Consider the following 24,399-nt stretch of genomic DNA (forward strand, 5'->3'; position numbering starts at 1 on the left):
TGGCTGACGCCAGACCCGCTATCAGGCAGGTCCGCCTGCCAGCGGTGATGCCAGCGCGCGTCACCGGCACCATCATAGGAGAGAACAGCAGTGAGTCAGCAATTCAACGTAGCGGTATTGGGCGCCAGCGGCGCCGTGGGCGAGGCAATGATCGAGATCCTGGAAGAGCGTGCCTTCCCGATCGCCACCCTCTATCCGCTGGCCTCCAGCCGCAGCGCCGGCGACACGGTGCGTTTTGCCGGCAAGAACGTCGAGATCCTGGATGTGGAGGAGTTTGACTGGAGCCAGGTGCAGATCGCCCTCTTCTCCGCCGGGGCCGAGGTCTCTGCCAAGTGGGCGCCGATTGCCGCCGAGCACGGCTGCATCGTCATCGACAACACCTCCTGCTTCCGTTACGACGAAGAGATCCCCCTGGTCATTCCGGAAGTGAACCCGGACGCCCTGGCCGATTTTCGCAACCGCAACATCATCGCCAACCCCAACTGCTCCACCATCCAGATGCTGGTGGCACTGAAGCCTTTGCACGATGAGGTGGGTATCGCTCGCATCAACGTGGCGACCTATCAGTCCGTCTCCGGCTCCGGCAAGGAGGGGGTGAGCGAGCTGGCCGGCCAGACCGCCCATCTGCTCAACGGTCGTCCGGTGGAGCCCAGCCTCTACCCGCAGCAGATCGCCTTCAACCTCATTCCGCAGATCGACAGCTTCACCGACAACGGCTACACCCGGGAAGAGATGAAGATGGTGTGGGAGACCCAGAAGATCCTGGGGGATGCCAGCATCGCCGTGAACCCCACCTGCGTGCGGGTGCCGGTGTTCTATGGTCATGCCGAGGTTGTCCACGTCGAGCTGCATCAGCCGCTCGACGCCGAACAGGTAAAAGAGCTGCTGCGCAATGCGCCGGGCGTCACCCTGTTTGACGACGAGCATGACTATCCGACCCCGGTGCGCGATGCAACCGGCAAGGACGAGGTACAGGTGGGCCGGGTTCGCCAGGATATTTCTCACCCCTGCGGTATAAATATGTGGATCGTGGCCGATAACGTTCGTAAGGGTGCCGCGACCAACAGCGTGCAGATTGCCGAACTGCTGGTGCGTGATTACCTCTGATCGGCGAGTTCAAGGGGCTGGCGGGGAGGGATGCCCGCCAGAGATGGCACCGCCGAGCGCGAGGCAGATGTGACCGGGGGCGCACAGTGCGACTTCTGGAATGTTTCGCGATATCAACTGATTAAGTTTTTTCCTACACTCAGGGGCAAGTTGGGTGCTAAATGTGTCGGACTGCTGGCTTGCAACCTGAGCCTGATTTATATTGAACCGACTGTTTTGGGGTAACTATCCAGATTTTTCAATGTGATAGGGCCGTCATACGAAGGAACGAATATGGGACATTCCCGCATAACATTGGCAACGCTACTCGCATTGGGTCTGCTGGGCATGGCCCAGGCCGAAGACTCGACGCGGGAGCCCTTTTTTGTTGAGCTCAAAGGCCCGGACGAGCCGGCTCCGCCCGCCGTCAATTCCCTGCCGCTGGCACAACCCGTCGCCACACCCAGCGCCACGCCCCAGCCCAGCCGAGCGACGGCCCAGCCGATCGTGCGGCAGGTTGCGAGCAATGCCGGCAGTTATGGTCCCATTCGTCCCACCGACACCCTCTGGAGCCTGGCGAGCAAGTACCGCCCCTCCAACAGTGTCAGCGTCTACCAGACCATGGTGGCGATCTACGAGAAGAATCCCCGCAGTTTCGCTGACGGCAACATCAACCACATTCTGGTGGGCTCGCGCATCCTGCTGCCCACCGCCGCCGAGGCCAGCGTCATCACGGATGCCGAGGCCCGCGCCAAATTCCGCAGTGACAACGCCAGCTGGAAAGGGCTGAGCCCGAAATACCTGGCCAACAAGCATGTTCAACCTGCCAAACCGGTGGCCACCAAGCCGGCCCAGCCCAAGGCGGCCCCCACCAAGGCAGCCGAGCCGGCCAAGCCCGAGGTTGCCAAGGTAGCGCCCGCCAAGGCTGCGCCCATTCCGGCCCCGGCTCCCAAGGTGGAGGCGCCCCAGCCGGCCACCGAGGTCAAGGAGGTCGCCAAGGCCCCCGAGCCGGTCGCGAGCCAGGCCGCGGCAACCAGTGCCGCCACCGCCAGTGCACCGGCCCCGCTGCCGGCCGACCTCGACAAGCCGGTCGGCAAGCCCTCCACCGAGATGGCGCTGGCGCTGGAAGATGCCAATGCCCAGCTCGGTCAGGTTACCGAGATGAACCACAGGCTCAAGCTGCGACTGCAGTCGCTGACCGAAGAGGTGGAGACCCTCAAGGCCCAGCTGCAGGATCAGACCGCCCTGCAAAAAGAGATTGCCGAGCTCAAGGCCAAGCCGGTTCCGCCGGCGGCGCCGGCCCCCGAGCCCAAGCAGAACTGGCTGATGGACCTGCTCTCCTCGCCGCTCAACCTCGCCATGATCATCCTGTTGCCTGTGCTGCTGGTGCTGGCGCTGGTGACCCTCTGGCTGCGGGCCCGGGCTCGCCGCGAGCTGGAAGAGCAGGAGAAGAGCCTGTCCGAGTCCACCGCCATGGTGATGGATCAGGAGAGCAGCGAGTTTGACGAGCTGATGACGGTCGGCATCACAGATGACGAACCGATGCGGCCGACACCGGATCTCAACACGCCCGATGGCTACATGGCGGTGGAAGAGCCCGCCGCGCCGGCCGATCTGGTGTTCAGCGACGATGGCGAGATGGATCTGGCCAGCTTCGATGCCGAGCCGGCACCGGCCGCCAAGGCCGCCATCCGGGATCCGGATCTGGTGCCCGATCTGGATCTGGCCCATGACGATCCCATCACCCTCGACACCGAGCCGGATCTCGATCTCGCCAGCGAGTTCAATCCCAAGCCCAAGGCCGACAACGAGGTCATGAGCGAAGAGGAGCTGCAGGCTGCCCTGTTCGCCGAGCTGGATGCGGATCTGGAGGCCGACCTGACGCTGGATGGCGCCGATGACGGCCAGCCGGACGCCGAGGCGGTGGTGAGCGATGAGGATCTCGCCTCCTTCGATCTGAGCGATTTCGAGACCGCCTTTGCCGAACCGGGGGCCGACCAGGCTGCCGCTGCCGGCGCCGACGAGATGCTGGCTGAGCTGGGGCTGGAGCCCGAGCCGGTCAAAGGTAAGAAAGAGGCAGAACCGGATTGGGATCCCAACGAGATGGCCCTCTCCGATTTTGAGGATGCCTTCGCCGAAGTGGAGCCCCATCAGGGCGAGGTCAAGCCGCGCGAGCAGGCCCAGGAGAGCGGTTATGTCGAGATCGACAAGCTGCTGGCCGAGGCCGATGCCACCACCACGGAGCAGGAACCCTATCAGGGCTTCTCGCTGGATGTGGGGCTGGATGGCTTCCCCGAGGTGCTGCCGGAGTCCACCGGATTTGACGTGGATGCCGACGATGGCGGAGTGGGGGCCAAGCTGGATCTGGCACGCGCCTACCTCGAGATCGACGACAAGGACAGCGCCCGCGAGCTGCTGCAGGAGGCGGCGGAGCAGGGCACCGAGCATCAGCGGGCCGAGGCCGAGAAGCTGCTCAAGCGCCTTGGCTAGGTAGCCAAAGCACCATGATGACAGCAGGGGCAGCCGACGGGCTGCCCCTTCTTTTTGGCGCCAGGTCTGGCCTGGGCGCTGCGATTTGGGATTTTTGAAGCGAGATGGGTATAATCCGCCCCGTTTCTTTCACCGCATCCTTTCATCAGAAGACAAGTTTATCCATGCGAATTGCCCTAGGTATTGAATACGACGGCAGCCGGTATTTCGGCTGGCAGCGTCAGCGCGAAGTGATCAGCGTACAGGAGGAGCTGGAGAAAGCCCTCAGCCGGATCGCCAATCACCCCGTCTCCATCCAGTGTGCAGGACGCACCGATGCCGGCGTCCACGCCACCGGCCAGGTCATCCACTTCGATACCGATGCGAACCGTGCCGAAGGGGCCTGGACCCTGGGGCTCAACTCCAACCTGCCGCCCGACATCGCGGTGCGCTGGGTCAAGGAGGTGGACGAGGGGTTCCATGCCCGCTTCAGCGCCACCGCCCGTCGCTACCGCTACGTCATCTACAACCACAACTACCGGCCGGCCATCCTCGGCAGCGGCGTCAGCCACTACCACGAAGCGATCGACGCGACACTGATGCACCAGGCGGGCCAGTGCCTTCTGGGCGAGCAGGACTTCAGCTCGTTTCGGGCCGTCGGCTGTCAGTCCAAGACCCCGTGGCGCAATGTGACCCACCTGTGCGTCAGCCGCCAGGGCCCCTATATCGTGCTGGATATCCGGGCCAACGCCTTCCTGCATCACATGGTGCGCAACATCACCGGCTCCCTGCTGCTGGTGGGGCAGGGCCTCAAACCGGTGGAGTGGGTGGCCGAGGTGCTGGCGGCCCGGGATCGCAACCTGGCAGGCCCCACCGCCAAGGCGGGGGGACTCTATCTGGTGGACGTGGATTACCCGCTGGAACTGGGCTTGCCGCGGGTGCCGCTCGGTCCGTTGTGGCTGCCGGACTCGGCACCGGGTACGACCAGTTTTTAGTAACTGGGCCCGAAAATTTGTGGTTTAATGATCCGTCATTTATTGCCATCGAGCTATTAAGTCATTGAACAATCTAGGCTCGATGCGTTTTGTCAGGCACAAAAGCATTAAGGAATTCCATGAGCTGGCTTGAGAAGATCCTTCCCAAGAGCAAGATCACTGCCCCGCGTCGCCACAACATTCCGGAAGGGGTGTGGACCAAGTGCAGTGCTTGTGAACAGGTGCTCTACCGGGCAGAGTTGGAGCGCAATCTCGAAGTGTGCCCCAAGTGTGATCATCATATGCGCATCAGCGCCCGTGCCCGCCTCGAGAGCTTTCTCGACGAGCAGGGCCGCACCGAAGTCGGTGCCGAGCTGGAGCCGCAGGATGTACTGAAATTCAAGGATTCCAAGCGCTACAAGGATCGTTTGTCAGCCGCCCAGAAGGATACGGGCGAGAAAGATGCGCTGGTGGTGATGAAGGGGACCCTCAAGGGGGTGCCGGTCGTTGCCTGTTCGTTCGAGTTCTCCTTCATCGGTGGCTCCATGTCCTCCGTGGTGGGCGCCCGCTTCGTGCGCGCCGTCGAGGAGAGCATCAAGGAAGGGCGCGGTCTGGTCTGTTTCTCCACCTCTGGTGGTGCCCGCATGCAGGAGGCGCTGTTCTCCCTGATGCAAATGGCCAAGACCAGTGCGGCGCTGGACCGACTCTCCAAAGCCGGCCTGCCTTATATCTCGGTGCTGACCGACCCCACCATGGGGGGCGTCTCCGCCAGTCTGGCCATGCTGGGTGACATCAACGTGGGCGAGCCCAAGGCGCTGATCGGCTTTGCCGGTCCCCGCGTCATCGAGCAGACCGTGCGCGAGAAGCTGCCGGAAGGCTTCCAGCGCTCCGAGTTCCTGCTGGAGAAGGGCGCCATCGATCTCATCATCGATCGCCGCGACATGCGCAACCGTCTGGCCAGCCTGCTCGCCAAAATGCTGAATACTCACGTCATCGAAGAGTGAAGATGAGTTCCAACATGCAACAATCCCAAAGCCGGTCGCTGGTCGACTGGCTTTCTTATTTGGAGCAGATCCACCCGGTCAACATCGACATGGGACTGGATCGGGTCGGCACCGTGGCCCGCCGCATGGGTCTTACCCAACTGCCGTTCAAGGTGATCACGGTGGCAGGCACCAACGGCAAGGGCTCCAGCTGCGCCATGGCGGCCAGCATCCTGATGGCCGCCGGTTACCAGGTCGGCGTTTACTCCTCTCCCCATCTGCTACGCTTCACCGAGCGGGTGCGGATCAACGGGGCCGAGCTGGCCGACCGCGATCACTGCACCGCCTTTGCCGAGGTGGAAGCAGCCCGCGGCGAGATAGCCCTTACCTTCTTCGAGTTCGCCACCCTGGCCGGTTTGTGGCTGTTTCGCCGCGCCGCGCCGGATGTGCTCTTGCTGGAAGTAGGGCTGGGCGGCCGGCTCGATGCCACCAATGTGGTGGAATCCGATGTCGCCATGATCACCTCCATTGCGCTGGATCACTGCGACTGGCTGGGTGATACCCGCGAGGCGGTGGCGGTGGAGAAGGCGGGCGTGTATCGCGCCGGCAAACCCGCCATCAGCGGTGAGCCCAACCCGCCCGCCACCATCGCCAGCGAGGCGGCCCGCCTCGGCGCCTCCTTGCGCCAGGTCGGCCGTGACTTCCACGGGGATGAGCACGACGACAGTTGGGACTACCACGGCCTGCACCACTGGCTGGGGCTGCCCAAGCTAGCCCTGCCGCTGATGAACGCGGTGACCGTGCTGGCGGCGCTGGAATCCCTCGGTTTGCCGCTGCCGGAGTCCGCCATCCGTGACGGGCTGGCCAATGCCAGGCTGGCTGGTCGGATGCAACAGTTGCAAACTGCGCCGCTGGTCATCGTCGACGTGGCCCACAACCCCCATTCGGCCGCCTATCTGGCCGCCCAGCTGCGCAAGCAACCCTGCAGCGGCGTGCGCCGCGCCGTGGTCGGCATGCTCAAGGACAAGGACATGGCGGGTTCGCTTGCCGAGCTCGATGGCCTTATCGGCGAGTGGTATCTGGCGAGCCTGAGCGGCCCGCGGGCGGCGAGCGCGGCCCAGTTGGCGGCAGCTCTTGGCAGCGAGCGGGGGCCGGCGACCCCCTTTGACGACGTGGGGCAGGCCTATGCTGCCGCGTTGGCCGCATCGAGTCCTGATGATATGGTCATTGTGTTTGGTTCGTTTTACACTGTCGCCGACATTCTGGCGGGTGTCGCCGTCTAGGCCACACCCCGGCTCCCCGGCCCTTTGGCGGGGAGCCAGATCGCATATTGAGTTACGTAAAGGTAGGATTCAACTTGGCCTCTAAGTTTCAAAACCGTCTGGTAGGGACCGTCATCCTGGTGGCCCTGGTAGTCATTTTTCTGCCGGATCTGATGGACGGCCACAAGCTGGAGCAGAAGGAAGAGGCGTTTGCCAAGATCCCGCTGCGCCCCGAGCTGGAACCCGCCAAGCCCGCCTTGCAGGTATCGGCCGCCAGCACCCTGCCGGCGGAGCATCTGGCCAGCCAGCAGCAGGCGTCGGCTGCCGAACAGTGGCAGGTGGAAGAGGTGCCCGAGCCGGTCACCCTGGGGGCCAAGCAGGGCCAGCCGCAGGTGCAGCAGCCGGCCGCCAAGCCGGTGACCCAGCCCGTTACACCGCCTGCGGCCAAGCCCCAGCCCAAGCCTGAAGTGATCGCCAAGAAACCGGTGGAGCAGCCCAAGCCCAAAGTGGTGCCGCCCAAGCCGGTAGAGGTGCAAAAACCGGTGGAGAGCAAGCCGCAGGCGGGCCAGATCAGGTCGATGGACGATCTCATCGCCAGCAAGATGGGGCAAGCGACCACGACCGTAGCCCCGGCGCCTGCAGCTACTGCACCGGCCCAGGGCAGCTGGATCCTGCAGCTCGGCGCCTTCAAGAACGTCGACAGCGTCAACGCGCTGGTGGGCAAGCTGCGGGCGGCGGGTTACTCGGCGCACACCTCGCCGCGCACGCCGGTGCAGGGTCAGCTCAACCGGGTCTTCATCGGACCGGATGTCTCCAAGACCAAGCTGCAGGGCATGCAGAGTCGCATCGGCCAGATGACCGGCCTGAGTGGTTCCGTGGTGGCTTACAACCCTTAAGAGGGGCCACAAGATAAAAAAATACCGCGCTTCATTCTGGATGGGCGCGGTATTTTTTTAGATGCATTTCACCGGTTTGGGCAGGCCGCCAATCTTGGTGGCCTGCTTGGCCGGGCCTTCCGGGAACAGCTTGTAGAGGTAGCGGCTGTTGCCCTTCTCGGGGCCGTACTGCTTCTCCATCGCCTTGACCAGGGCGCGAATGGCGGGGGAGGTGTTGAACTCCAGATAGAAGGCGCGCACGAAACGCACCACTTCCCAGTGCGGCTCCTCCAGCACTATGCCTTCCTGCTCGGCCAGTACCAGTGCCAGCGCCTCGCTCCAGTCGTTGCTGTTGAGCAGATAACCCTTGGCATCGATTTCGATGAGTTGGCCGTTGAATTCCAGCTGGTGATGCTCGGACATGGTGGGCTCCTTGTGGCCTGTCAGGATTGGGCGGGCATGGTAGCGCCTTGTTCCCGGGTGAGCAACCGGCTCTCGTTGGCCAGGGTGAGCAACTCATCCGCCAGCTGGCTGATGAGGTTGAGCTGCTGGGTCAGCATCAGCTGCTCCTCGCTGCTGTCCGGGGTGATGACAGGGCACTGCCCCTCGATCTGCTCCGGCATCTCTCCCGCCAGATGGCCGGCGGCCCGCTCCAGGGTGTGGCTCAGGTGGCGGCTGATCTCGTCCAGCTCACCGATGGCCTCCAGCTTGTCGCGATGGGCGCCCAGCGCCGAGATGTAGGAGAGCAGGGCATGGTTGCGCCAGGTGAGGGTGAAGCAGAGGTCGAGGAAACGACGGCGCTTTTGCGGCTCCACCAGCATGCTCTGCCAGGCCATGGCCAGTTCGCTGTCCGCCAGATGGGCGCTCTTGCGCGCCACCCGGTAGTCGAGTGACTCATCCCGCTGCTGCTGCAGGCTGGCGAGCACTGCTGAGAGGTAACGGGCGTTGGCGGAGAGCGAATTGGCGATCAGGGTCGGCAGCCGTTTGTACTGCCAGTCCGGCCAGAGCCAGGCCACCAGGGCGTAGGAGAGCAGGCAGCCGAGCAGGGTATCGAGCATGCGCGGCCCCAGGATGGCAAAGCCGATGCCGTCCAGCAGGTTGAACGCCATCAACACGTAGAGGGTGATGAAGCAGACCGCGGCGCTGTAGTTGCTGCGTACCTGGGTGAAAAACAGGAAGGCGGCCAGCCCCATCACCACCAGCTGCACGTGCAGCTCGGGGAAGAGCCAGAGCACCGGGATCCCCACCAGCAGGCCGGCGAAGGTGCCGAGCATGCGCTGCACCAGCCGACGACGGGTGGCGCTGTAGCTGGGTTGGCAGACGAACAGCACGGTCAGCAGGATCCAGTAGCCCTTGTCCAGCTGGAAGGCCTGCAGAATGCCATAGCCCACCACCAGCCCGAGGGACAGTCGCAGGGCATGGCGAAACACCATGGAATTGGGGGTCAGGTGCTGCTTGAGCTGGGTCAGCAGCGGCAGGCGGGCGGGCCTGGCCAGGGGCGGCAGGCTCAGCGGGGCCTGCTCGGGATTTTGCAGCTCCTCGGCGCTTTGCAGCAGCTGGTTGATGCTGGCCAGGTTGCGGCGCAGAAACTTCATCGGCGTCAGCAGAGTTTTCGGGTAGTGCTGTTTGAGGTGAGTGAACTCCAGCTGATCGCCGAGGGCCTCCAGCGTCCAGTGGATGCGCTTGTTGTGGGCATAGGGTTTGTGCACCAGGATGGCGTAGCCGAGCCGTTGGCACGCCTCGGAGAGTTGCAAAAAGACCTCCTGGAAGCCATCCAGCACGATGCCCTGCTTGAGCTCGGCTTCCAGCTTGCTGTAGGGGTAGTGGCTGGAGGTGGCCCGCTCGTGGATCTCCAGCGCCAGCAGGTAGAGGCGCAGCAGGCTCGCCAGCTCGGGGGAGGCCCGGTGACGGGTGCTGAGGCGGGCGTTGAGCGCCGACTTGGTGAGCGTCAGGGCATTGACCAGATTGATGTTGAGCTGGGCTAGGTTGTGGCGAATGGCCTGGGCGCCGTGCTCGTCGGCCGGAAAGAAGCGGGATTTTTCCAGCAGATAGCGGGAGAGAGCAAAGTAACTCTGGGCCAGCTGCTCGTGCAGGGTCTTGTAGGGCAGCAGCCAGAGCCAGACCAGCGACACCAGGCCATACCAGAGCGCCCCGGCGCCGAGGGCCAGCGGCTGATAGAAGAGATCCGGCGCCTTGGCGGCTCCCAGCATGGTGTAGATGGCGATAAGCAGGGAGCCAAAGCTGATGGTGGCGTAACGCTGACCGAGCGCCCCCACCATCACGAAGATAAAGGTGGAGCCCGCGAGCCCGATGGCGAACAGCCAAGGGGTGGGGAAGAGATACTGCACGCAGAGGGAGGCGAACAGGAAGCAGAGCAGGGTCATGGCGAGGTTCTTGACCCGGCCCCACAGGCTGTCGTCGGTCTCGGCGATGGCGCCGGCCACCACCCCGAGGGAGAGCAGCACGGTGAGCTGGATGTCGCCGGTCGCCAGGGTGAAGGCGAGCAGCCCCATGATGGCCAGCAACACCTTGAGGGCGAAATAGATATGACTGTCAGTCAGCAGCCGGCGCAGCAGGCCAGAGAAATCCGTGGGCATGGGAGAGCGCAACCCTTGAGCGAAACGAAAGCGAGAGCATAACCGGTCAACAACGAAGTGGCCCTGATTTGGATCAGGGCCACTTCGCTTCATATCCTTGATTTGCAACTTATCCTGACAGAAACAGGCGCCAATAAAAACCCCGCCGAAGCGGGGTATTTGATTAGTTGCGGTTGCCGCCAAGCAGGCTCAGCAGACTCAGGAAGATGTTGTAGATGGAGACATACAGGGTGACGGTGGCGGAGATGTAGTTGGTCTCGCCGCCGCGCACGATCTGCTGGGTGGTCAGCAGGATGGCGCCGGAGGAGAACAGCATGAACATGGCGGAGAGGGCCAGGCTCAGGGCGCTCATCTGCAGGAAGATGTTGGCGATCATGGCCACCAGCAGCACCCAGAAACCGACGAACAGCATGCCGCCGATGAAAGAAAGATCACGCTTGGTGGTCAGGGCATAGGCCGACAGACCGAAGAAGGTGAGCGCGGTGCCGCCGAGCGCGGTCATCACGATCTCGCCGCCGCCGTTGTTCATGTACATGTTGATGATGGGGCCCAGGCTATAGCCCAGCAGACCGGTCAGGGCGAAGGTGAACACCAGCCCCATGCCGTTGTCACGATTCTTCTCGGTCAGGAACATCAGACCGTAGACGCCGATGAGGAAGATGGCCCAGTGCAGGGGCGGCATGTTCATCACGGTGGCGACCCCGGCCACCACGGCAGAGAAGCCAAGAGTGAGGGAGAGCAGCATATAGGTGTTGCGCAGTACCTTGTTGGTATCGCGCGCGGCACTCTGGGTGCCGGTATAGATAGAACGGGTATCCATCTTGGGTGTCCTCTTGATTTCCGGGGTGAGACGGCAACGCCGCCTCGTTAACGCATTGTATGCACTGAATGTCGGGATGACGAGCGCTGATTTCAAGCCCCACCCCAGCCTGTTGCCCCCTACTATTCCAAATCAAATATGTATTGCATATGAACAAGGGGCTGACGTAGTATGCACGCCGTTCGGAGGGGTGGCAGAGCGGCTGAATGCACCGGTCTTGAAAACCGGCGATGGGCGACCATCCGTGGGTTCAAATCCCACCTCCTCCGCCATCTTCAGAAAAGCCCCGGCAACCTGGTTGCCGGGGCTTTTTGCTATGCAGATTTGACCATAGAACGAAGGGCCCGTGATGCCCCCTTGCACTTTTAACCGCGAATGGTCGCCGAGTGCTGGCAGCTTGCAAAGGCCGTGAGTGGGGGGCTCTCGAGAGTCAAAGCCTCTGCTTGATGCAGCATGCGACTGATCAGGTCCACCATGATCTCCAGATCGAGCTTGTCCAGCCACTCACGAGCCCAGAGCAGGGTTGTGTGTTCATCCGTGCTGCTAAGCTGTAGCACCGGCCAATCGGCCATATTGGCGAGCGATGTTGCCTGAACGTCCCCCAGCGGAATGAACAGGGTAACCAGCTGATCCCGCTGTCGGACATGGAGGCTGAGCGCGCCGACCGGGATGTCCAGTCCATCCCCATGCAGATACTCCTGTGGCAGGGAGAGATGGCGGCAGAGGGCAGATAGCAGGGCATTGAACATCATCGGGACTCCTGACTGGTGGTATCAAAAACGGACTCGGTGGGCGGCCAGAGATTGGCGATCGGGGGCTTGTCCGGTGTGCCGACCAGGCGAGCGCCGATGGTGGCAGCCCAAGGATCAATAACCTTGGCATTAGGGCCCCAGCTCTGGGGCTTGGAGAGTTCACTCCCTTCGGCCCGACCGATCACCACGAAGCAGTGGGTCTGGGAGTGCCCCTGAGCGCCACGATGAGCCAGTACTTCGATCCGCTGATCGCTGTTGTGGCGCAGCAGCTCGGCCGCGGCCGAGTAGGCCAGGGTTGAACAGCAACCCGCTTTGGCTTCATCCACCGCCTTGGCGATGTTCTCCATGGTACGCAGTGAGATGGGCTGCTTGTGACGGGTTATTTGAATGGCGGCCATGTTGGCGCTGTTATTGGCGCGCTGATTGGCGGCCAGACGTTGTGGATCCTGTCCGAAGGCATTGAGCTTGCCAATGATCTTCTGGTACGACGGGTTACTCGGCTGCACGAAGGTCTGGGCATCGGTACAGGCATAGCTGCCCAACTTTTCCAGGCCCGCCATGCTCCGTTGCAATAACGCCTGTGCTCCGCCGCCGACCACGCGAGTGGTCTGTTGCTGGGGTCTGGCGATGGCACCCTGCTCCGCCAGCGCCTGTTTCAACTCGGTCAGACGAGCGCCACGGGCCGCCACCTCCTTGGGGTGATGCTGCTCCCAGTGCTGGATGGCGTCTTGTACCCGCTGTGCCCTGCCTGCATCCGGGGTGGTCTGCAGTTGGCGCAGCGCATGAATGACACTCTTCAGGTCGCCGCTCTGAAAATGACCGATGCCCCGCTGTACCGATTGCTCAAACAGTGTGTTCCCCCGAGCCAGCAGAGGACTGCCCTGGGATGATTGGGAAGAGACGGGGGCTTGCTGAACGGGTCCCCCGATGGCAGATAAGGCCATGCTGTTGTTCCTGAAATGGCTGACGAGTACGAATCATAACGAGTCATGGATGTGTGCTATATCAATCCGCGGTCGGGGATTTGTCAGTTTTTCGTGTCAGGGGGGCTGCGTTTACCACTGCGGACCTTCACTCTGGCGCCACTGCTCCAGCCAGCGCAGTACCTCGGCGGTCGCCTCTATCTGATCGGCGGGGATGTAATTATTGATCAGGGCATCACGATAGAGGGCACGGGCCAGCGGAATGCGCTGCAGCACCGGAATACCCTCCTCTTCGGCAATCTTGCGCACCAACAGTGCCTGGGCATCGGTGAACTTGAGGGTGACCACCGGCAGCGGGGTCTCCCCCCGCTCATAGCGAATGCCGATGGCGATATGGGTCGGGTTGGCCACGATGACCGAGGAGCGCTTCACGTCGGCGCGCATGTTGCTCGATTGCAGCTCCTGGTGGAATTGACGACGCTTGCTCTTGATCTCGGGGCTCCCCTCCATCTCCTTGTACTCCCGTTTCACCTCGTCCTTGCTCATCTTGAGCTGCTTGATGTGTTGATGATGCTCGAAGGCATAGTCGGCGATGGCGATCACCACGAAACCCATGGCGCAGATCGCCATCAGCTGGCCCAGCATGCCTCCCAGCACAGGCGCGATGCAGCTCATGCCACAGCCGGGCAATTGCAGCATGGCCTGCAGGTTACCCTCTATGGTGACCCACACCAGCAGGCTCAAGAGGCTCACCTTGAGCAGCGATTTGACGAATTCCATCAGGCTCTTGATGGAGAAGATCTTCTTGGCCCCCTCTACCGGATTGATCTTCTTGATATCGGGTTTGATCGATTCGCCGCTCAGCAAAAAGCCGTACTGGACGATGTGAGAGACGAGCACCACCAGCGCCGAAACCGCCAAAATGGGGATGCAGAGGTAGGCGAGCTCCTGCAACAGATTCTCAACCACATGGTTGAGGGCTTGGGCAAAGGGGAGATTGAGGTGGGACTCCGGGATCAGCATCAGCTTGCCCAGATGCTCGAGGTAGTAATCGGACATCGCCATCAGCATGCCGACCAGGCTCAGGATGATGGCGGTGGAGACCACCTCCTTGCTCTTGACCACCTGCCCCTTGTTGCGGGCATCGCGCAATTTCTTGGCGGTGGGCTGTTCGGTCTTCTCGCCGCTCATCGTGGCTCCAGTATGGGGGCAAGCAGCCGGAGGGGATCCATCACCGCCAGCACCTGCCTATAGGCGTGATCCATCATCAGCTTGATGTAGATGACCAGCAGCAGGCTGGCGACGGCGCTTTTGATCGGCATCGCCAGTACGAAGACGTTGAGGGAGGGGGCGAAGCGGCTGATGAGGGCCAGCCCGAATTCGGCCAGAAACATGGCGATCAGGAGCGGCGCCGCCAGCAGGGCGCAGAGCAGCAACATCTGGCTGAACTGGCTGTAGAAGAAGCTCACCCAGAGATCGCCGATGGCGGGAAAAAAGCGGGTGACCGGCCAGCTGGCATAGCTCTGAAACAGGGCCGAGAGCAGGGCGAGAAAGGCACCTCCGGAGAAGAAGAGGGTGATCAGGGTCTGGGTCAGCAGCAGGCCGGTGGGGCTGGTCTGGCTGGCGAGACTCGGGTTGAAAAGCGAGGCCATGGCCGCACCGCGCTGGTTGTCTACCAGAAAGCCGCTTGCCTCGACGGCCCAGAAGGGGATGGCGGCGACAAAACCGATCAGCAGGCCGAGTAGCACCTCCTTGGCCACCAAGAGCGCCAGATCGAGGGCATCGATGGTGGGGGGCAGGGTGTCGGCCACCATGGGATAGGCGAATAGCGCCAGCGAGCAGACCACGCCGTTGCGGATCATCGCCCCCCCCAGCATCTGTTTGCTCAGCACAGGCAGCATGACGAAGCAGCTGATAAAGCGTGGCAGCAGCATGGTGTAGGCCAGCATCTGGCCCTGCAGACTCTCGAAGGTCATTGGATCTGCGGTACCTTGAGCAGCACCATGTCGGCAAAGCTGTAGAGCTCGTTTCCCAGCCAGGCGGTGGTGGCAAACAGGGTGATCACTACGGCGACGAGCTTGGCGACAAAGCCCAGCGTCTGCTCCTGGATCTGGGTCAGCGCCTGCAGCAGCGAGACGAGGGTGCCCACCAGTGCTGCCACCAGCACGGGGGGCATCGAGAGGATCAGCACCAGCCAGAGGGTCTGGCTGGTGAAGTGAAGAATATCGGCATGACTCATGACTAGCCTCCGTAACTGGTAACCAGCCCGTGGGTGAGGCGGGCCCAGCCATCGAGCAGCACAAACAGCAGCAGCTTGAAGGGGAGCGAGATGGTCATGGGGGAGACCATCATCATCCCCATCGCCAGCAGAATGTTGGAGATGATGAGATCGATGGCGATAAAGGGCAGATAAATCAGAAACCCAATCTCGAAGGCACGGCTCAGCTCGCTCACGGTAAAGGCGGGTAGCAGGATCAGCAGGCTGTCTGGCTCCAGCCGGTCGGCATATTCGCTGGGCCAGAGCTGCTTGGTGCTGTCGATGAAGAAGGCATGCTCCCGCGGCTTGATCTGCTTTTTCAGAAAAGCTCGGTAGGGTGCCATCCCCTCGTCGAGAAACTTCTCCACCGATTCTGACTTGGTGAGCGATACCTCGTTCTGGCGCAGGTAATCCTGGGTGGCAAACCCGACCGGTGCCATCACATAGATGCTGAGGATGATGGCCAGCCCGTACATCGCCATGTTGGGGGGGATCTGCTGCACCCCGAGGGCGTTGCGCAGCAGCGAGAAGACCACCGCCAGCTTGACGAAGGAAGTGGCCATCACGGCGATAAAGGGGAGCAGGGCCAGCAGGGCCAAGCCGACGATGAGATTGAGCTCGTCCGGCAACTGGATCATGATTGCGACTCGCTCTTGAGGCGCTCGACCCGTACCCCGAGCCGTCCCTGGATTTCGACCAGTCGACCGCTGCCGAGCAGGTGACCATTGCTGATGATACGCACCTCGCCATCGATGGGGGCGCCGAGATCGACAAGGGAGCCCGGTTGCAGTGTGGTGAGAGTGTGCCAATCCAGCGTCTGGCGGCCCACTTCGAAGGTGACCTGAACGGGCAGGCCCTCCAGCTGGCTGGCGTCGAGGGTGTCATCGGGGGCGGCGTTGTGCATGGCAGTCAGTTCCAGATGTTGTTGATGGGGGTGGCAGTAGGCAAAGGGGCGTCCCTCGACGCAGACCAGTAGTTGCTGGCCGAGCAAGGGGCTCGGCGGCGGCAGCAGCACATCGCCACAGGCCAGCGTCTCGACATCGGCGATGGCGACGCGCATAGTCCCCCATTGCAAGGAGAGGGTGAGCGGCAGCGGCAACCGTTGTTGGATAGGCCGGGGAGGCAGTTTGCCAAGCAGTGGGCCGGGCTTGGCGAGCCAGAGGGCGAGGGTCGCCCCCTCGCGCTTGAGCAGGAGTTGCAGCGCAGGCTCGTCGGCTTCTTCACCGATAGCATGAGCGGCCAGCGCCGAGCAGATGAGGCCGCCAAGGGGCTGCCCCAGCCGCTCGATCAGTGCCAGCTGCAGGGATTCGGGCAGGCTCAGCAGGGCCGCCTGCTGCAGATCCGGTGCCAGCCAGCGGGCCAGCTCGGCGCCATGGCACAGAAGTGGCACAGAGAGCCCCTGCCACTGCAGTTGCAAGCGGCAGTCGAGGCTGGCCGGCAGCGGCGCGATGGCGAGTCGGAGCTCGCCGCCGCTCCAGTCGTAGTGGTGGCGGCACTGGCTGAGCCGCTGCTGCAGGGTCAGCTCAGTCTGCGAGGCAAAGGTAAAGGCAATCGATGTCATGCGTCGGCATCCCACTCGTCATAGATGGATCGTTTCTGGCGCGATCCCTGTTCGCTGTCGCCTCGGGTGAAGAGATCGAAGGCGACCCGCTCACCGGGGTAGAGGCGCTGCAGGCGATCGATGAGTTCACTGCGCCCCTGATTGAGCAGCAGCTGTCCCTGCTCGCTGGCGAGGATCTCCACCTGCAGCGCCCCCTGATGGTGCTCGATGCGGATGGCGAGATCGCCGAGTGCAGGCAGGGTGAGCTGCAGCAAGGGAGGGCGATCCGGGCGACCCACTTCCAGCTGAATGTCTACCGCAAGCCGGCGCAGCAGCTGACTCAGCTCGTGGTTATCGGAACTGGGGGCAACCCGAGCCAACAGCAGATCCCCCGGTGTCACTGTGAGGGGGGGCACCCGGATGAGCGAGCCGACAAAGCTTCCCCCCTCAGGTGGTACTTCCTCGTCGCTGATGGGCGCACTCTCGAGCGGCTCCTCTTTTGGTGGTGACGGCTCAAGGCATCGCAGGGATGCGAGCTCGCCGCGCTCCGGCAGTGTGTCGCTCTCTGTCGGGGGCTGGCTTTCTACTTGCAGAGCCGGTGCGTGCACATAGGGTTGTTCCTGCGCACCGGGTTCGGCTGCAACAGGGGACGTGGCATCGCTTGCGATATCGCGCGGCAACCTCGTCTCCTGAGCGTCCTCGCTCCCTTGTTGTGCAACCTGCGCCGTGTTGCCTTCCCCTGTTGATGGTGACGCGGCGGGCAGTGGTTGGGCTTCCTGCCGATCGCTTCCCTCTGGCAGGTCGGAGGATTCCTTGGGCCGTGGGGCCTGGCGAGCTTGCCGCTTCTGCGCGAGTCTTCTCTCTTCGGCGGCGCCCTGGCGGCCGGCAAGGTCGTCATCCGGTGTCGACCTGCGGCTCTCGTTCGGTTTGCCGAGCCGCTCCTGTGGACCACTTGCCTTCTGCTGTGTGGACACGAGGCGCAGGGCCTGCTCGAAGCGCTGCTGCTGCGCTTGATCGGCCTTGATGAGCTCCTGTCGCAGACTCAGCGGCTCGGAGGCGGCCATGGTGTCTGCACTGGGGGTGATGAGTCGGTTCATCTCTGGTCACATCCTGATCTGCTGGCGGAACTCTTCCTGTTCCTGCTCTTCGTTGTAGTCGCGCAGGGCTTGCCGGGCGGCCTGCTCCTGTCGGTGTAATTCGGCAAACTTCTCTTGCTGCTGGCGAGCGCGGTGCACCGCCAGTTGGCACGCCTGCAAGCGGGTGCGCTCCTCGGCCACCCGTTCGCCTTGCTCGGCCGCCATCTGCTCGAGGTGCGCCTCTTTCTCTCGCAGCAGGGCGACCTTCTGTTGCCACGCCTTGAGCCCCTTGCGATCGAGCTGCTCTTGCTGACAGAGGGCAAACAGGCGGTCCTCCTCGGCAAGGCGCCACTGGCGGTAGTCCTGGCTCTCCTGTTCGGCTTCCCGCTGACGGGCGTGGGCCTGTTGCAGCCGGGCCTGCTGGGCCGCGAGCTGCTGCTCGGCTCGTTCCAGCCGCAAGTGCTTGATTTTTTGCAAACGCCCGATCATTGGGTCAGTGCATCCAGGGTGGCGAGCGCGTCTGGCAGGGCGCTCGGCTCATGGGTTCCTTGTCTCAACCACTGCCGGATCGCCTCGATACGGGCGATCGCCTCGTCGGCCACCTTGTCCTGCCCCTTCTGGTATTCGCCGATCTGCAACAGCAGCTCCACCTCTTCGTACTTGGCCAGCCAGCTGCGCAGGCGACCGGCCTGTGCCTGATGGTCTGGCGTTATGATCTGGTTCATCACCCGGCTGGCGGAGCGCAGCACGTCGATGGCCGGGTAGTGGTTGGCCGCCGCCAGCTTGCGCGAGAGGATGATGTGACCATCGAGGATGGAGCGGGTCTCATCGGCCACCGGCTCTGTCATGTCGTCCCCCTCCACCAGCACGGTGTAGAGGGCGGTGATGGAGCCCTTGTCCGACTGACCGGCCCGCTCCATCAGGCGGGGCAGGGCGGCGAAGACGGACGGCGGGTAGCCTCGCCGGGTCGGCGGCTCGCCGGCGGCCAGACCAATCTCGCGCTGGGCGCGGGCGAAGCGGGTGACAGAGTCCATCAGCAGCAGAACCCGCTTGCCCTGATCCCGAAAATACTCGGCGATGGAGGTGGCGACAAAGCCGGCCTTGGCCCGCTCCATGGCGGGGCGATCCGAGGTGGCCACTACCAGCACGGCTTTCTTGAGACCCTCTTCCCCCAGATCTGCCTCGATAAATTCCCGCACCTCCCGGCCCCGCTCACCGATCAGCGCCAGCACTGTGACATCCACCTCGGCGCTGCGGATAAGCGATGCCAGCAGGGTACTTTTGCCACCACCGGCGGCGGCGAAGATCCCCATCCGCTGCCCCTCGCCGCAGGTGAGCAGCCCATCGATGGCGCGAATGCCCAGCGAAATTGGTTGTTCTATTCGCTTGCGACTCATGGGGGCCGGTGCATCCCGATAGACCGGATACCAGGCGGCGGGCTCCGGTAGCTGGCCGCCCGAGAAGGGGTTGCCAAGGCCATCCAGTACCTGGCCCAGCAGATGTTCGCCGACCCCGACCTGATGCATGGCACCGGTCGGGCTCACTTCGGTATTGGAAGAGATGCCAAACATCTCGCCCAGCGGGGTGAGCAGCGCCTGATGCTGGGCAAAACCGATCACCTCGGCCTGCAGGGAGAGGGTGTTGTCGGGGTTGCGCAGATGGCAGAGCTCGCCGATGCGCACTCCGGGCACCACGGCTTTGAGCAGGGTGCCGGTCACCTGGGTGACCCGGCCACGGATCTGGATAAGACGGCACTCGTCGATGGCATGACGTAATTGGCCGGAGATGTGGTCGAGGGAAAGGGTCATGAAACTGCACCAGTGGAAACGGTGGCCACTATAAGGAAACCCTGTCGTGCTGGATTTCAGCACGAGTCGGGACTTTTTAGAAAACGGTTGGGGCAGGCCTAAAAATTCACGGCTGATTTTGGCATAGGTGCAATGAGGCGGTTTTTATAATGCCACCCTCATCAAACCATTCATCACGGGAGTTTCCATGGCCATTATCCAGAGCAACCCCTACGTTACCGCTACCCAACATGAAGGACGCGGGGAGGAGGCTTCTCGGCAACAACTTCCTCTGCCGGGAGGGTTGTTTCAGGGCGAGCGGGTCGTGCTGGCTTCTGCGTCTCAATCCCTGGCAGATGCCGCGGAAGAGCTCACCTTTGTCTTCTCCGAACGTTCAGAGATCTCGCTCGCCAAGCGCAAGCTGAGTGACAGCCATGCCCGTATCAGCGAGATCGAGGCACTGGTGGGCGACTATCTGGACAAGGTGCCCGAGCTCGAGCGCCAGCAGAAGATCAAGGAGATGGTCAGCCATCTTGGCAGCGGCAGGCTGGCCAATCTCTCTCAGCTGCTGGCTTATCTGGAAAGCTATTCCGGCGAAGTCAGTGAACAGTTTGAGGCGCTCTGTCAGGCCCGCAAGGCGCTGGCCGGGCGGCCCGAGATGCAGGGAACCCTCAATCTTATCGAGCAGGCGCTGGCCAAGCTGGCTGAGGAGCAAGGTGCCGCTATCGTGCTGGGTGCCCGTATCACAGGGCCGGCGGCCGATGCAGCCAGACAAGGAGTCGGCAGTGAGCAGGACTTGCGTGATCTCTACCGTGATGCGGTACAAGACTATCGCGCACTCTCGGTGGCCTGGCGTGATATTCACAGCCGCTTTGGCAACGGTGCATTGGAAAAGGTAACCGGCTTCATGATGAAGGCCCTCAGCGCCGATCTGGATAGCCAGCAACGTTGGCTCGATCCGGTCAAGCTGGAGCGGGTGATGAGCGACATGCACAAACTGCGGCTGCTCAATACCTTGTCGGCCCAGGTAGATGAGCTGTGGCAACGAGTGAAGGAGGGAACGGCCCATGGCATACGGGCCTTCTGATCTGATGGGCGATCTGATTGCACTGGTGGAAAAACGCTGGGCAACCGTCCGTGATGTGGAGCAGGTCGGGGCGGCGCTTGAACTGGATGAGGTCCAGACGCAGGTGTTGCTCTACCAGGAGCTCAAGCGATTGGTCCGGTTGCTGCCGGTGGAGCTCTTCAGTGAAGAAGAGCAGCGTCAGAACCTGTTGCAATGTTGTCAGGGGGCGCTCGATAACGCCATCGAGCGCGAAGAGGATGAGCTGTCTGGAGACCCGTCATGAACTGGATTGAACCTCAGCTGGTGCAATTTTGCCAGGATCTGGGTATTACCATCGGGGATAACCCCCATTCCCTGATCCAGCTTGAACTGGAGCAGAGCGGCACCCTGCAACTGGAACGTCATCAGGGGCAGCTGACCCTCTGGCTGGCTCGCCGAGTGCCATGGCACCAGAGTGGTGAGGCCATCCGCCGTGCCATGAGCCTCACCGCCGCAGCTCAGGCTCCCGCCCTGCCGGTACGTTGCGGCTGGCTGGAAGAGGATCAGTTGATCCTGTTCGTCACACTGGATGAGCGAAACGTCACCCTTCCTCTTCTGCACCAGGCGCTGCACACCCTGACCCAGTTGCAGCGTGAGGCCCTGGTGTCATGAGTCGTATTACTGCGGCCCATATCGGTATCGAGCAACTGAGTGCCATCCGGCTCGACGAGCAGGATCAGAGCCTGCCGGGGCGTTATGCCCTGTTGCCGGATGGCCAATCCATCGAACCCCATATCACCAGGCTTTATCCCGAGCGTCTGGCCGAGCGGGCGCTGCTGGACTTCGCTGCGCCAGACCGTGGCTTTCACGACTTGCGGCGACCGCGGGATTTCAGCCTGGCGATGCAGGGGCTACGAGCCGTGCTGATGGAGGGGCAGACGGCCGAGCTAAAGGCGGCCGGATTACTGCTCGAGCGGATGCACGAGGATGAACAATTGATGCAGATGACCCTCCATCTGTTGCACAAGGTATGACCATGATTCTTTCGTCACAGCAGCAGGATCTGTTGCTGCTCACTGGTTGGCTGCATCTGCAGTACGGCCACGCCGATCGTGCGACCACACTGCTGGCCGCCCTGTTGCAGCTCTACCCGGCGCATCAGGCCGGACGACGCATGCTGCTGGTGTCACTGCTCAAGCTGGGCCGTGGCGAGGAGGCGCTGGCGCACGTGGAACAGCTGGTGGCTGAAGGTGAGGCGGATGGGGCCTTGTGGCTCTGTCGCAGCCGTGCCTGCCAGTTGGCAGGAAGACTGGATGAAGCCCGCTTCGCCTATCAACACTATCTCGAACTGGAAGAGCAGAATGAATCAACGCTCCCTTGAGCTGCTGCGCCGGATAGGCGAGCGCAAGGACATCATGCTGGCGGTGCTGCTGCTGGCCATCGTCTTCATGATGGTCTTGCCGCTGCCGCCGGTGGCCCTCGATATTCTGATTGCCATCAACATGACCATCTCGGTGGTGCTGTTGATGATGGCGGTTTATATCAATTCGCCGCTGCAGTTTTCCGCCTTTCCCGCGGTGCTGCTGATCACCACCCTGTTCCGGCTTGCCCTGTCGGTGAGCACCACCCGGATGATCCTGCTGCAGGCTGATGCGGGGCAGATCGTCTACACCTTCGGCAACTTCGTGGTGGGGGGCAATCTGGTGGTGGGGATCGTCATCTTCCTCATCATCACCATCGTCCAGTTTCTGGTGATCACCAAGGGGTCGGAGCGGGTGGCGGAAGTCAGTGCCCGTTTCTCTCTGGATGCCATGCCTGGCAAGCAGATGAGTATCGATGGCGACATGCGTGCTGGCGTAATCGATGTCCATGAAGCACGGGAGCGGCGCAGCATCATCGAGAAGGAGAGCCAGATGTTCGGCTCCATGGATGGTGCCATGAAGTTCGTGAAAGGGGACGCCATCGCGGGCCTCATCATCATCTTCGTCAACATCCTCGGCGGGGTCACCATAGGGGTCACCCAGAAGGGGCTGGCGGCAGCCGAGGCTCTGCAACTCTACTCCATTCTGACGGTGGGGGATGGCATGGTGTCTCAGGTGCCGGCCCTGCTGATCGCCATTACGGCGGGCATTATCGTCACCAGGGTCTCTTCCGAAGAGTCCGCCGATCTTGGTTCCGATATCGGCGCCCAGGTGGTGGCCCAGCCCAAGGCTATGCTGATTGGCGGCGTACTGCTGGTGTTGTTCGGGTTGATCCCGGGTTTCCCCATGATCACCTTCTTTACTTTGGCCGCTGTGGTCACGGCAGGCGGCTACTTTATCGGCGTGCGCCAGCACAAGGCGCTGAGCAACAACAGCCAGGATCTCCCTGCTGTGTTGGCGCAGGGGGCCGGGGCGCCCGCTGCCCGTAGCAAGCCCAAGGCCGGCAGCAAACCTCGCGGCAAGCTTGCTGAAAAGGAGGAGTTCGCCATGACGGTGCCCCTTCTGATCGATGTGGATGCCGCCCTGCAGGCCGAGCTGGAAGCCATCGCGCTCAACGATGAGCTGGTACGGGTGCGGCGGGCGCTGTATCTCGACCTCGGGGTGCCCTTTCCGGGTATTCATCTGCGTTTCAATGAAGGCATGGGGCAGGGTGAGTACCTGATCCAGTTGCAAGAGGTCCCGGTGGCTCGTGGTCTGTTGCGACCGGGTCATCTGCTGGTGCAGGAGAGTGCTTCCCAGCTCGATCTGTTGGGGGTTCCCTATGAAGAGGGGGCACCTCTGCTGCCCGGACAACCGACCCTGTGGGTGGCAAGGGAGCACGAGGAGCGGCTTGAGAAGACCAGGCTGGCTTCGTTGACCCCCGATCAGGTGGTGACCTGGCATCTTTCCCATGTATTGCGCGAGTATGCCGAGGACTTCATCGGCATTCAGGAGACCCGCTATCTGCTGGAGCAGATGGAGGGCAGCTATGGGGAGCTGGTGAAGGAGGCTCAGCGGATCATTCCGTTGCAGCGCATGACCGAAATCCTGCAGCGGCTGGTGGGGGAGGACATCTCCATCCGCAACATGCGAGCCATCCTGGAAGCCATGGTGGAGTGGGGTCAGAAGGAGAAGGATGTGGTGCAGCTCACCGAGTACATCCGCAGCAGTCTCAAGCGCTACATCTGCTACAAGTACGCCAACGGCAACAACATACTGCCTGCGTATCTGCTCGATCAGCAGGTGGAAGAGCAGATACGCGGTGGCATTCGCCAGACCAGTGCCGGTAGTTATCTGGCGCTCGATCCCACCATTACTCAAGGCTTTCTCGATCAGGTTCGCCATACGGTGGGAGATTTGACGCAGATGCAGAACAAGCCAGTGCTCATCGTCTCCATGGATATCCGCCGCTATGTGCGCAAGCTCATTGAGGGGGATTATAATGCCCTGCCGGTGCTCTCCTATCAGGAGTTGACCCAGCAGATCAATATTCAGCCGCTAGGAAGGGTCTGCCTGTGAGTGTCGAGCGGCCGACCTGCGAGCCCCTGACACCCTGGTTGCATGCCAGGGGGCTAGAGGTGGCGCCCTACTATCTCGGCAATACCCCAGTCCAGCTTGGTCACGGTTTTTGGTACCGCAGTGTCTATCTCGCCTGGCGGGTCGATCCCGCAACCCGGCGGGTGTGGATACTGTTGGTACGCCGCCACGGTGAGCGGCCCGGGCTGGCCAACCCCTTCGCCGCCCTCTATCTGCTGGCTGAAGCCACTCTGGCAGTGCTCGGACCGGGCCATTTTCTCTACGGCAACGTCGATGTCTTTCGCGGCAGCTCCTTGAGCGGCGAACGGCTCAGCCGCTTCTACTCGCGCTGGACCGGCGCCAGCGAACCCGAGCCGGGCTGGTTCATGTTGGCGGCCGAGCGCGTCTGTTCATTGCGAGATATGCGAAAACGACAAAAGGGCGGCCTTGCGTGACAGGCATGCCCAAAAGGGCCTC

General features: G+C 62.4%; 26 protein-coding genes and 1 tRNA gene. 14 read left to right on the top strand and 13 right to left on the bottom strand.

Annotated elements, in window-relative coordinates:
- Positions 1-90: 90 nt before the first annotated feature.
- The 6 genes from BN1143_RS02020 to dedD all read left to right on the top strand — a co-directional run bounded on the left by BN1143_RS02020 (position 91) and on the right by dedD (position 7,670).
- Entirely contained in the window at positions 91-1,107 is a 1,017-nt protein-coding gene (locus BN1143_RS02020) for an aspartate-semialdehyde dehydrogenase (RefSeq protein ID WP_042049473.1), read from the top strand.
- Positions 1,108-1,380: 273 nt separating this feature from the next.
- On the top strand, positions 1,381-3,576 hold the full coding sequence (locus BN1143_RS02025; protein ID WP_042049474.1) for a FimV/HubP family polar landmark protein: 2,196 nt from the start codon (positions 1,381-1,383) through the stop codon (positions 3,574-3,576).
- 164 nt (positions 3,577-3,740) lie between these two features.
- Positions 3,741-4,550 (top strand): tRNA pseudouridine(38-40) synthase TruA, encoded by an 810-nt coding sequence (gene truA / locus BN1143_RS02030; protein ID WP_029305766.1) that lies wholly within the window; start codon positions 3,741-3,743, stop codon positions 4,548-4,550.
- A 119-nt stretch (positions 4,551-4,669) separates the two neighbouring features.
- Entirely contained in the window at positions 4,670-5,533 is an 864-nt protein-coding gene (gene accD, locus BN1143_RS02035; protein WP_005302503.1) for an acetyl-CoA carboxylase, carboxyltransferase subunit beta, read from the top strand.
- Between the two features lie 2 nt (positions 5,534-5,535).
- Positions 5,536-6,795, top strand: coding sequence for a bifunctional tetrahydrofolate synthase/dihydrofolate synthase (folC, locus tag BN1143_RS02040; protein ID WP_042049476.1), 1,260 nt, complete (start codon positions 5,536-5,538; stop codon positions 6,793-6,795).
- Positions 6,796-6,869: 74 nt separating this feature from the next.
- Positions 6,870-7,670: a cell division protein DedD gene (dedD, locus tag BN1143_RS02045; protein WP_010633598.1), complete on the top strand. Its 801-nt coding sequence runs from the start codon at positions 6,870-6,872 to the stop codon at positions 7,668-7,670.
- Between the two features lie 57 nt (positions 7,671-7,727).
- Here dedD and BN1143_RS02050 read toward each other — a convergent pair whose 3' ends face one another.
- The 3 genes from BN1143_RS02050 to BN1143_RS02060 form a co-directional block, all read right to left on the bottom strand.
- Positions 7,728-8,072: a TusE/DsrC/DsvC family sulfur relay protein gene (locus BN1143_RS02050; RefSeq protein ID WP_042049477.1), complete on the bottom strand. Its 345-nt coding sequence runs from the start codon at positions 8,070-8,072 to the stop codon at positions 7,728-7,730.
- Positions 8,073-8,092: 20 nt separating this feature from the next.
- The gene (yccS, locus tag BN1143_RS02055) at positions 8,093-10,246 is read right to left on the bottom strand and encodes a YccS family putative transporter (RefSeq protein WP_042049478.1); all 2,154 of its coding nucleotides are present in this window, start codon (positions 10,244-10,246) and stop codon (positions 8,093-8,095) included.
- 163 nt (positions 10,247-10,409) lie between these two features.
- Entirely contained in the window at positions 10,410-11,066 is a 657-nt protein-coding gene (locus tag BN1143_RS02060; RefSeq protein ID WP_010633601.1) for a Bax inhibitor-1/YccA family protein, read from the bottom strand.
- Positions 11,067-11,250: 184 nt separating this feature from the next.
- Here BN1143_RS02060 and BN1143_RS02065 point away from each other — a divergent pair.
- Positions 11,251-11,338: transfer RNA gene (locus tag BN1143_RS02065), tRNA-Ser, on the top strand.
- Positions 11,339-11,431: 93 nt separating this feature from the next.
- On the opposite strand, the gene BN1143_RS02070 is transcribed toward BN1143_RS02065, so the two are convergent.
- From BN1143_RS02070 to ascN, 10 genes are all read right to left on the bottom strand, one after another.
- Positions 11,432-11,818: a type III secretion system chaperone family protein gene (locus BN1143_RS02070; RefSeq protein ID WP_042049479.1), complete on the bottom strand. Its 387-nt coding sequence runs from the start codon at positions 11,816-11,818 to the stop codon at positions 11,432-11,434.
- Positions 11,815-12,762, bottom strand: coding sequence for a hypothetical protein (locus BN1143_RS02075; RefSeq protein ID WP_042049480.1), 948 nt, complete (start codon positions 12,760-12,762; stop codon positions 11,815-11,817). The genes BN1143_RS02070 and BN1143_RS02075 overlap by 4 nt, the downstream gene beginning before the upstream one ends.
- A 111-nt stretch (positions 12,763-12,873) precedes the next feature.
- Positions 12,874-13,932, bottom strand: coding sequence for a type III secretion system export apparatus subunit SctU (sctU, locus tag BN1143_RS02080; protein WP_042049481.1), 1,059 nt, complete (start codon positions 13,930-13,932; stop codon positions 12,874-12,876).
- A complete protein-coding gene (sctT, locus tag BN1143_RS02085) occupies positions 13,929-14,717 on the bottom strand; it encodes a type III secretion system export apparatus subunit SctT (RefSeq protein WP_042049482.1) in 789 nt (262 codons plus the stop codon). The genes sctU and sctT overlap by 4 nt, the downstream gene beginning before the upstream one ends.
- A complete protein-coding gene (ascS, locus tag BN1143_RS02090) occupies positions 14,714-14,980 on the bottom strand; it encodes a SctS family type III secretion system export apparatus subunit AscS (RefSeq protein WP_005302482.1) in 267 nt (88 codons plus the stop codon). The genes sctT and ascS overlap by 4 nt, the downstream gene beginning before the upstream one ends.
- 2 nt (positions 14,981-14,982) lie before the next feature.
- On the bottom strand, positions 14,983-15,636 hold the full coding sequence (gene ascR, locus BN1143_RS02095; protein ID WP_005302476.1) for a SctR family type III secretion system export apparatus subunit AscR: 654 nt from the start codon (positions 15,634-15,636) through the stop codon (positions 14,983-14,985).
- Positions 15,633-16,559, bottom strand: coding sequence for a type III secretion system cytoplasmic ring protein SctQ (sctQ, locus tag BN1143_RS02100; RefSeq protein WP_042049483.1), 927 nt, complete (start codon positions 16,557-16,559; stop codon positions 15,633-15,635). Before sctQ ends, ascR begins: the two co-directional genes overlap by 4 nt.
- Positions 16,556-17,635: a type III secretion system needle length determinant gene (locus BN1143_RS02105; protein ID WP_042049484.1), complete on the bottom strand. Its 1,080-nt coding sequence runs from the start codon at positions 17,633-17,635 to the stop codon at positions 16,556-16,558. Before BN1143_RS02105 ends, sctQ begins: the two co-directional genes overlap by 4 nt.
- Before the next feature lie 6 nt (positions 17,636-17,641).
- The gene (sctO, locus tag BN1143_RS02110) at positions 17,642-18,103 is read right to left on the bottom strand and encodes a type III secretion system stalk subunit SctO (protein WP_042049485.1); all 462 of its coding nucleotides are present in this window, start codon (positions 18,101-18,103) and stop codon (positions 17,642-17,644) included.
- Positions 18,100-19,422 carry a SctN family type III secretion system ATPase AscN gene (ascN, locus tag BN1143_RS02115; protein ID WP_042049486.1) on the bottom strand — a complete coding sequence of 441 codons (1,323 nt, stop codon included), beginning with the start codon at positions 19,420-19,422 and terminating at the stop codon, positions 18,100-18,102. Before ascN ends, sctO begins: the two co-directional genes overlap by 4 nt.
- Positions 19,423-19,609: 187 nt before the next feature.
- On the opposite strand from ascN, the gene sctW reads away from it, so the two are divergent.
- Genes sctW through BN1143_RS02150 form a run of 7 tightly spaced genes read left to right on the top strand, consistent with a single transcriptional unit; the run spans position 19,610 to position 24,377 of the window.
- Complete coding sequence (sctW, locus tag BN1143_RS02120; protein WP_042049487.1) at positions 19,610-20,488, top strand: type III secretion system gatekeeper subunit SctW; 879 nt, start codon at positions 19,610-19,612, stop codon at positions 20,486-20,488.
- The gene (locus BN1143_RS02125; protein WP_017786716.1) at positions 20,469-20,750 is read left to right on the top strand and encodes a TyeA family type III secretion system gatekeeper subunit; all 282 of its coding nucleotides are present in this window, start codon (positions 20,469-20,471) and stop codon (positions 20,748-20,750) included. The genes sctW and BN1143_RS02125 overlap by 20 nt, the downstream gene beginning before the upstream one ends.
- Positions 20,747-21,118: a SycN family type III secretion system chaperone Acr2 gene (gene acr2, locus BN1143_RS02130; protein ID WP_042049488.1), complete on the top strand. Its 372-nt coding sequence runs from the start codon at positions 20,747-20,749 to the stop codon at positions 21,116-21,118. Before BN1143_RS02125 ends, acr2 begins: the two co-directional genes overlap by 4 nt.
- Complete coding sequence (gene ascX, locus BN1143_RS02135; RefSeq protein ID WP_021464322.1) at positions 21,115-21,480, top strand: type III secretion system protein AscX; 366 nt, start codon at positions 21,115-21,117, stop codon at positions 21,478-21,480. Before acr2 ends, ascX begins: the two co-directional genes overlap by 4 nt.
- Positions 21,481-21,482: 2 nt before the next feature.
- Positions 21,483-21,827, top strand: a complete 345-nt coding sequence (gene ascY, locus BN1143_RS02140; RefSeq protein ID WP_021464323.1) for a type III secretion system chaperone AscY — start codon at positions 21,483-21,485, stop codon at positions 21,825-21,827.
- Positions 21,760-23,925: a SctV family type III secretion system export apparatus subunit AscV gene (gene ascV / locus BN1143_RS02145; protein ID WP_269430113.1), complete on the top strand. Its 2,166-nt coding sequence runs from the start codon at positions 21,760-21,762 to the stop codon at positions 23,923-23,925. The genes ascY and ascV overlap by 68 nt, the downstream gene beginning before the upstream one ends.
- On the top strand, positions 23,922-24,377 hold the full coding sequence (locus BN1143_RS02150; RefSeq protein ID WP_042049493.1) for an LcrR family type III secretion system chaperone: 456 nt from the start codon (positions 23,922-23,924) through the stop codon (positions 24,375-24,377). The genes ascV and BN1143_RS02150 overlap by 4 nt, the downstream gene beginning before the upstream one ends.
- Positions 24,378-24,399 lie beyond the last annotated feature (22 nt).

It is taken from the genome of Aeromonas dhakensis, from assembly GCF_000820305.1.
GTDB classification, from domain to species: domain Bacteria; phylum Pseudomonadota; class Gammaproteobacteria; order Enterobacterales; family Aeromonadaceae; genus Aeromonas; species Aeromonas dhakensis.